This is a genomic window from Holdemanella sp. (assembly GCF_056804935.1).
The window spans coordinates 1-7,189 of the sequence record NZ_DBMEXE010000070.1 but is presented as its reverse complement, the minus strand read 5'-3'; the positions used below and the strand labels follow the sequence as shown (position 1 = coordinate 7,189).

The 7,189-nt window shown below is 36.6% G+C and carries 6 protein-coding genes, 2 tRNA genes and 1 pseudogene; 6 read left to right on the top strand and 3 right to left on the bottom strand.

The features are described 5' to 3' along the window. Positions 1-88: 88 nt before the first annotated feature. The 3 genes and pseudogenes from ACZQCL_RS04735 to ACZQCL_RS04725 all read right to left on the bottom strand — a co-directional run bounded on the left by ACZQCL_RS04735 (position 89) and on the right by ACZQCL_RS04725 (position 2,468). The gene (locus ACZQCL_RS04735; protein ID WP_482481965.1) at positions 89-592 is read right to left on the bottom strand and encodes an ATP-binding protein; all 504 of its coding nucleotides are present in this window, start codon (positions 590-592) and stop codon (positions 89-91) included. Between the two features lie 345 nt (positions 593-937). Next, positions 938-1,318, bottom strand: a pseudogene (locus tag ACZQCL_RS04730) (AlbA family DNA-binding domain-containing protein); the annotation flags it as partial. 61 nt (positions 1,319-1,379) lie between these two features. Continuing rightward, the gene (locus ACZQCL_RS04725; RefSeq protein ID WP_482481963.1) at positions 1,380-2,468 is read right to left on the bottom strand and encodes a M20 metallopeptidase family protein; all 1,089 of its coding nucleotides are present in this window, start codon (positions 2,466-2,468) and stop codon (positions 1,380-1,382) included. A 130-nt stretch (positions 2,469-2,598) separates the two neighbouring features. On the opposite strand from ACZQCL_RS04725, the gene ACZQCL_RS04720 reads away from it, so the two are divergent. The 6 genes from ACZQCL_RS04720 (at position 2,599) to ACZQCL_RS04695 (ending at position 6,963) form a co-directional block, all read left to right on the top strand. Further along, entirely contained in the window at positions 2,599-4,212 is a 1,614-nt protein-coding gene (locus ACZQCL_RS04720) for a Na/Pi cotransporter family protein (RefSeq protein WP_482481961.1), read from the top strand. 50 nt (positions 4,213-4,262) lie between these two features. After that, positions 4,263-5,012, top strand: a complete 750-nt coding sequence (locus ACZQCL_RS04715; RefSeq protein ID WP_227993045.1) for a threonine/serine exporter family protein — start codon at positions 4,263-4,265, stop codon at positions 5,010-5,012. Positions 5,013-5,023: 11 nt separating this feature from the next. Continuing rightward, positions 5,024-5,479 (top strand): threonine/serine exporter family protein, encoded by a 456-nt coding sequence (locus ACZQCL_RS04710; RefSeq protein WP_118116635.1) that lies wholly within the window; start codon positions 5,024-5,026, stop codon positions 5,477-5,479. Between the two features lie 57 nt (positions 5,480-5,536). Further along, positions 5,537-5,613: transfer RNA gene (locus tag ACZQCL_RS04705), tRNA-Ile, on the top strand. A gap of 26 nt (positions 5,614-5,639) precedes the next feature. Next, positions 5,640-5,715: transfer RNA gene (locus tag ACZQCL_RS04700), tRNA-Ala, on the top strand. 99 nt (positions 5,716-5,814) lie between these two features. Further along, positions 5,815-6,963 (top strand): DUF349 domain-containing protein, encoded by a 1,149-nt coding sequence (locus ACZQCL_RS04695; RefSeq protein WP_117573723.1) that lies wholly within the window; start codon positions 5,815-5,817, stop codon positions 6,961-6,963. The last annotated feature ends 226 nt before the right edge of the window (positions 6,964-7,189 follow it).

Sequence of the window (7,189 nt, the reverse complement as noted above, 5' to 3'; positions counted from 1 at the left end):
AACGCCCCAAAATACTTTGGAGCGAATTTTAAGCTGCCTAGCACATTACCCTATGTAATCTTATAGCGTATCTAGACCCTAACTATTTTTATATAGTCTTTATTTTGAACCCGATTTTTTTGTTCGGTTCATAAAATACATTGTTTCTATATATGATGACTTTTAATTCGGTTTCTCCACCAATAAATACAGGAGGTTTTAAACCAGATTCTTCGATTGATTTAATGATTCTAGGAATACCGCGACCCCAGTTTTCAATGTATTTTAGATAGCGCAATGCATACGCTGTTGCTTCATTTCTAATATTAGAATTTCCTTGTTTCATTTTCTCTATTGTTTGTCCCATAACTAGTTTTCCTGGAGAAGTTACTTCTAAGCGGTCATCAAATATCGCAACTTTAATGCTGTTTCTATCTATATAGGATCTGTGCGCAATGGAATTCACAATGAGTTCTCGTATGGCATATACGGGAATTTCGTATGTTTCTTTTCTTTCTAGAGATTCAAATGATGCATTTAAACGTATGTTTCGTAATACAAATTTATACGCAAAGTCAATTTGTTCATAAATAGGTCCTGAGTGTTCTTTCATATCAATGACTTCTGTTGTATCTGTTCCTTTAAAAAGGGCGCATTGAATACGGTTTGGCAATGCGGGATGTCCTGTTAATAAGGCATAGGCATTAGTAGGTACAATATGATTGTTTGATTGTGTAAGTATTCCCCACGACAATAAATCTTGTTTTGTAATGGGTGTAACCGCATCTTTTTCAAATTGCGATTTAGAGTTTTCTAATGCTTTATGATAAAGGGTATCACATAAGTTTTGGATACTGTTTTCATTGATTTCTAATTCGGGACAAATCATCTTATCAAAATAGCGATTGCTACCTTCAAACATCAATTCTTTGATCATATTACGATCGGCTTTTCTGGTTGTTCCACTAACGCGTACATAAACACCATCAAATTCGCCTTCAGATTTTAAGTAAAATGGACGATCCCATCCAGATGGCACATTCACAATTAAAATGGTTTTATCTTCGATTGTATCTAAATCGATGCTAGGGATAATATGGGGTTCAATACTTGAAAATATAGAATTTGTGATGGAATCTTTGATTTTAAAAATATCCCCTGATAGTCCACACACTTCAAATGAATCTTACTTTTCTTCAATGCCAAAAATAATTTTTCCACCAAAACCATTCGCGAAAGCTACGACAGATTTTAAATATTTCTTATGTTCAGCAGGAACTTCCTTTTTTACTTCGATATTGTTATTTTCACCATATTTATTTAATTCTGTTATCAACATAGTATTCCTCCTTTCACACATCCACGTTATCATTATACCTAAAAACCCATCCTAGTGCTTGCTAGAATGGGATCTTTGTCGTTAATAGTTTTCTATATAGTTCTACACCTTTGTATAGGATGTCTTCATCAAAAGTGAACTTATTTGAGTGTAATGGGATAGTATCTCCCGTGCCTAAAAAGAAGAAGATAGATGGGGCTACGTTTCTATAGTAACCGAAGTCTTCACTGATAAGTACAGGGCTTTCTAGTTTGTTGACTAGATTGTTTTTGTATAGTGCATAGAATAATTCTTCGTTATTGAATACGGGTGGATAGTGGTGATTCACTTTGAAGTTGACTTGTACTTTGTATTTTTTTGTTGCGTTATTCATGTTTTGTTCAATGATATCAACAATTTGATCAAATACTTTTGGATCATAATAGCGAATGGATCCTCTTACGTGAGCTTGGTCGGCAATGATATTGAAGGCTTGGCCAGAATGGAAAGTGCCAAAGTGTAATAGGTGGAATGTATTGTTGTCAAAAGCTTTTTCCTCTTGTTCCAAAGACTTTTGTAGAATTTCTACACAAGCTGTTAGTGCATTGATTCCATTTTGAGGTTGAGCTGCATGACTGGCTTTTCCTTTTACTAAAAGTTCAAACTCACATCCGCCTGCCATCATTTCATTAGGGCGTGTATAAACTTTGCCTTTTTCAAGTTCTGGATAGATGTGTGTTCCGTAGATGGCGGCAATATTAAATTTATCGAAGAATTTAGATTCAATGATAGGTTTGGCGCCACCTGGTTTTTCTTCGCCTGGCTGAAATAACAATAATACGTTATAGTCGCTTTCTTTGGCATATTTCGCTAATTCTAGAACCATAGCCATATGGCCGTCGTGCCCACAGGCGTGCATACATCCATTTGTGCTTTTGAATTCTAGGTCTGTATTTTCTTCCATAGGAAGTGCATCCATATCGGAACGGAATACGATTGTCTTTTCTTTTTGGTTATCAAAATAGGCGGTTACACTATTTTGGATGGGATGATCAATGGTGCAGTCATATAAGTCTAATACGTTTTCAATATATTGTGCTGTCTTTTGTGTGGTAAGTTCAATTTCTGGAATTTGGTGTAAATTTCTTCTGTTTTCAATGATTGTTGGCATAAAATTCTCCTTTTGTTGGGTTCATTATACTAAATGTTAAATAAATTTTACATAGATTTAACATTGTAAAGATAGTATGAATTTGCGTTTAAATTTATATTAAGTACGAAAATATGAAAAGGTGGAAAATATGACAACAACAAATATATTGTCTTTATTGGGTGGATTAGCTTTATTCCTATATGGAATGCAGATGATGGGAAATGGTCTTGAAGCTGCGGCTGGAGATCGTTTAAAACAAATTTTAGAGAAATTAACTTCAAATCGATTTTTAGGCGTCATTGTAGGTGCACTTGTTACGGCGGTTATTCAAAGTTCGAGTGCAACAACAGTTATGGTTGTTGGATTTGTCAACGCACAGATGATGACTTTACAACAAGCTGTATGGATTATTATGGGGGCTAACGTTGGTACAACCATTACGGGTCAGTTGATTGCGTTGGATGTAAGTGCCATTGCTCCATTAGTTGCCTTTATGGGTGTGGCATTGATTATGTTCACAAAGAGTGCCAAGGCAACCGATATTGGACAGATCATTGCGGGTTTGGGTATTCTTTTTATTGGTATGAATATGATGAGTACAGCTATGATGCCATTAAGAGAATCAAAAGAATTTGTTGAATTAGTTACACATTTCTCAAATCCATTAGTAGGTATTTTGGTGGGTGCAGGATTTACGGCTTTGATTCAATCGAGTTCAGCTTCAGTAGGTATTTTACAGGCATTGGCTGCCAGTGGTGTTATTGGTTTGGATGGAGCTGTATATGTATTGTTTGGACAGAATATTGGTACTTGTATTACGGCTGTTCTTGCCTCAATTGGAACAAGTCGTGAGGCTAAGCAGGCTACCGCCATTCACTTGAGCTTTAATATCATTGGTACAACGATCTTTACAATTGTATGTATGTTTACACCATTGGTATCTTGGGTTATTCATTTAACGCCATACAATGCGACTGCACAGATTGCGAATATGCATACTATATTTAATGTTTGTACAACAATCTTGTTGCTTCCATTTGGAACATACTTGGCTGCGTTTGCACAACACATTTTACCGGTTGAAAATAAAGAAACAGAAGATGATTGCTTGATGTATTTACAACCGCTTCCTAAATCTAAGAAGATGATTGGTGGTGCAGCTATTTCAGTGAAACAAATCAATGATGAAACAATGCACATGTTAGAGCTTGCGTATGAGAATGTAAATCAGGCTTTTGGTCAGCTGTTGCAGTTTAGTGATAAGACGGATGAACAGATCTACAAAAGAGAAGATACAGTCAATTACTTGGATAAAGTCATTAGTGAATATATTAGTACGGCTTTGGCTACACCAAACTTGAATGTGAATATTTCTCAAGCATTGTCTAGTTACTATTTGATGTTAGTGGATATTGAGCGTATTAGTGATTATGCAGTGAATATGAATCATCAGGCGACAAAGCGTCTTCAAGGAGATATGACAATTTCGGAAATTGAAATTGTAGAGCACATGAAGAAGTTATGTGTGGATATGAAGAATGATTTGGATGATGTAGAAGAGGCAGAACGTAAAGATGATGTGATTGATTCACTTGTATCTAGTTGGCGTGAAGCACAGATTCAAGCTTTAAAACAAAAGAAATGTTCAAGCGAAGTCAGCATGATGTTGTCGCGTATTTTTACAGATTTTGAGCGTATTAATGACCACGCTTTAAATGTGTCTCAAGAATTGGACAAAATTACTTTTGAGATTCCTGATTAATAAGCAGTTTTTCTGCTTATTTTTTTCGTGGATTTTGTTATAATCTGTGTATGAATATTGAGAAGTTATTAAATACAATTATTGAAGCCGGAAAGATGTTAGTGGAGAGTGGTGCGGAAGTCAATCGTGTCGAAGAAACAATGGTCAGAATGTGTCGTTGCTTTGAAGGCATTGAATATGCGGATAGCTATGTGACTTTAACGGGTATCATGTTTTCTTTGACGTATGACAATCAGACAATGACGCGTATTTGCAGGGTACACACGGGAGAGGTAGATTTGAATCGTATTGATCAAATTAATACGCTTTCTAGAAGAATTTGTTCAAATCCAATATCAGTGGATGAGTTAGCTAATGAATTGGATCGAATTAAGGGGATGTCTCGCTATACATTTAAAGAGACAATGCTTTTTGGTGCGGTTGGCGCTGCTGGATTTGGAATGTTCTTTAATGGGACTTTATTAGAAATTGTGATGTCCTTTTTTATTGGAATTTTGATTCGTTGTATCAGCTGTTTCTTGTCAAAACACAAACTAAATTCTTTCTTGAATAATGCGATATCGGCAGGATCTGCAGCACTAAGTGCGCAATTGATCCATCAAGTGTTACCGCAGACGAATGTGGATATTATGGTTATTTCTAGCTTTATGCTTCTAGTGCCTGGGCTTGCGATTACCAATGCGATTCGTGATACGATTGCAGGAGATTATGTTTCTGGTGTCGCAAGAGCGGTAGATGCCTTTTTGTGTGCTATTGCCATTGCGGTAGGGGCTGGTTTTGTGATGTATTTTTGGATATAGGGGAATGAATTATGATATATGTGATTTTAAAAGCAGGAATCTCTTCATTCCTTGCTAGTTTAGGGTTTGGTTTCCTATTTAATATTAAAGGAAGAAATTTATGGTTTGCCGGAGTTGTAGGTGCCATTGGAGGTGTCTGTTACAAGGTGGGACTGTATTTAGATTGTTCTGAAATATTATCCAATTTCTATGGGGCTTTAGGTTTAGCCTTAGCCTCAGAAATATTGGCACGACAATGTAAGACGCCAGTCACAACATTTTTAGTTTGTGCATTGATTCCATTAGTTCCTGGAGGCGGTATGTATCGTACGATGCTTGCGGCCATTCGTGGGGATGCTCAAAACACACTAAATATGGGGCTTCAAACGTTGAGTATTGCGGGTGTTTTGGCTTTGGGAATCCTATTGGTTTCCACAATTATGCGTGTGTATTATCAGGAAAAGAGAAAATTTTTAGAAAAAAAGTAAAAAAGTACTTGCAAAGATAAATATTTATGGTATTATATATGAGCGTCTTGGGGATATGGGCCTGTAGCTCAGGTGGTTAGAGCGCACCCCTGATAAGGGTGAGGTCGTTGGTTCAAGTCCATTCAGGCCCACCATGATTTCTTTAGACGCTTACTATAATGGGGTGTTAGCTCAGCTGGGAGAGCACCTGCCTTGCACGCAGGGGGTCATCGGTTCGATCCCGATACGCTCCACCATTTGTAAAATATAAACTGCAGATGCAGTTTTTTTTTATACTTTTTTTATTATATGTTATAATCATAAGTAATCGGATGATTAGAAAGCTGAGTAGATGTATGGAAAAAGAATTTTACGAAGAATTTGAAGATATGGAAGCCGGTATTGACCAAAAACAGGCTCTTGTCGAAGAATCAAAAAAAGTTGACGAAATTGAAGATTTCAACGAAGCTGTTCGCTTTGTGAATGATTTAAAGAAAAAATGGAGAAAGACTGGATTTGGGGAGTCTTTGGCAGAAGAAAAGTTAAGAGAAGAATTTGAGGCAAATGTTGAAAAGGTTTATGAGAAACAAAAGGCATTGGCTCAAAAGGTTGTAGAGGCTAAGGAAGCTTTGATTAAGGAAGCTGAAAAAACTTCTTTATCAGATGATTTTAAGAAGGCTACTGAAAAAATGACTTCTTTAATGGATGAATGGAAAGCTTCTGGAAATGCCGGAAAGAAAACGGATGATGAATTGTGGGAACGTTTCAATGCAGCTCGTCAGAAGTTCTATGATCGTAAACATGCAAACTGGGAAAATAGAGCGGTTCAGTTTGAAAATGCGAAAAAGGTAAAAGAAGATTTAATTGAAAAAGCTAAGTCTTTACAGGATTCTGAAGAATGGCAAAAAACAAGTGCTAAATATAAAGAATTGATGGATGCATGGAAAGCAGCTGGAAATGCAGGTCGTGAATTTGATGATGATTTATGGAATGCGTTTAATGAGGCTCGCCAAAAATTCTATGCGAAACGTAATGAATTCTATGAAAAATTGCATGTTGAACATGATGAAAAATATGCAGAAAAACAAGCTTTAGTAAAGGAAGCTAAATCAATTGCTGGTTTACAGGAATATACTCGTGAACAAACGGCAATGATGAAAGAATTGTCTAACAAATGGAAATCAATTGGTTTCTGTGGAAAAGATAAAGAAGATGAAATCTGGAATGAGTTCAGAGGAGTTATGGATGAATACTTTGCGGGTTTAAAATCGGCTAGTGAAAAGCGTCGTGCTAACTGGCGTGAACACATGTCAGAAATTATTTCGCGTAAAGAAGAACAAATCGCAAACCAAAAACGTCAAATCAAACGTCTTCAGGATGATATGACTGGTTTGGTAAGTGAAGCTACAGTAGCTGACTTACAGGATCAAGTAGAAGATAAAGAAGATTTTATCAAACAACTTGAACAAGAAATCGAAGATATTGAAAAGAAATTAGCAGAGTAGTTGATCTACTCTCTTTTTCTTGGGGTTTATTATATGGTGCGCCAGTTCGGTGCAGTTGATTTAGTTAGGTGAAACTCCTGACCTGGTAACTCTTGGAGCAAAGAGGCCAGTATCTAGTCCTTGGACATTGTATCGTGAGGTACAGTGTTAAGCGTAGGAAGGAAAGACTTAGAGCCCTAAAGCGAAAGCCTGAAGCAATCTAGCGTCGTTAGTACCGATAAAGTGG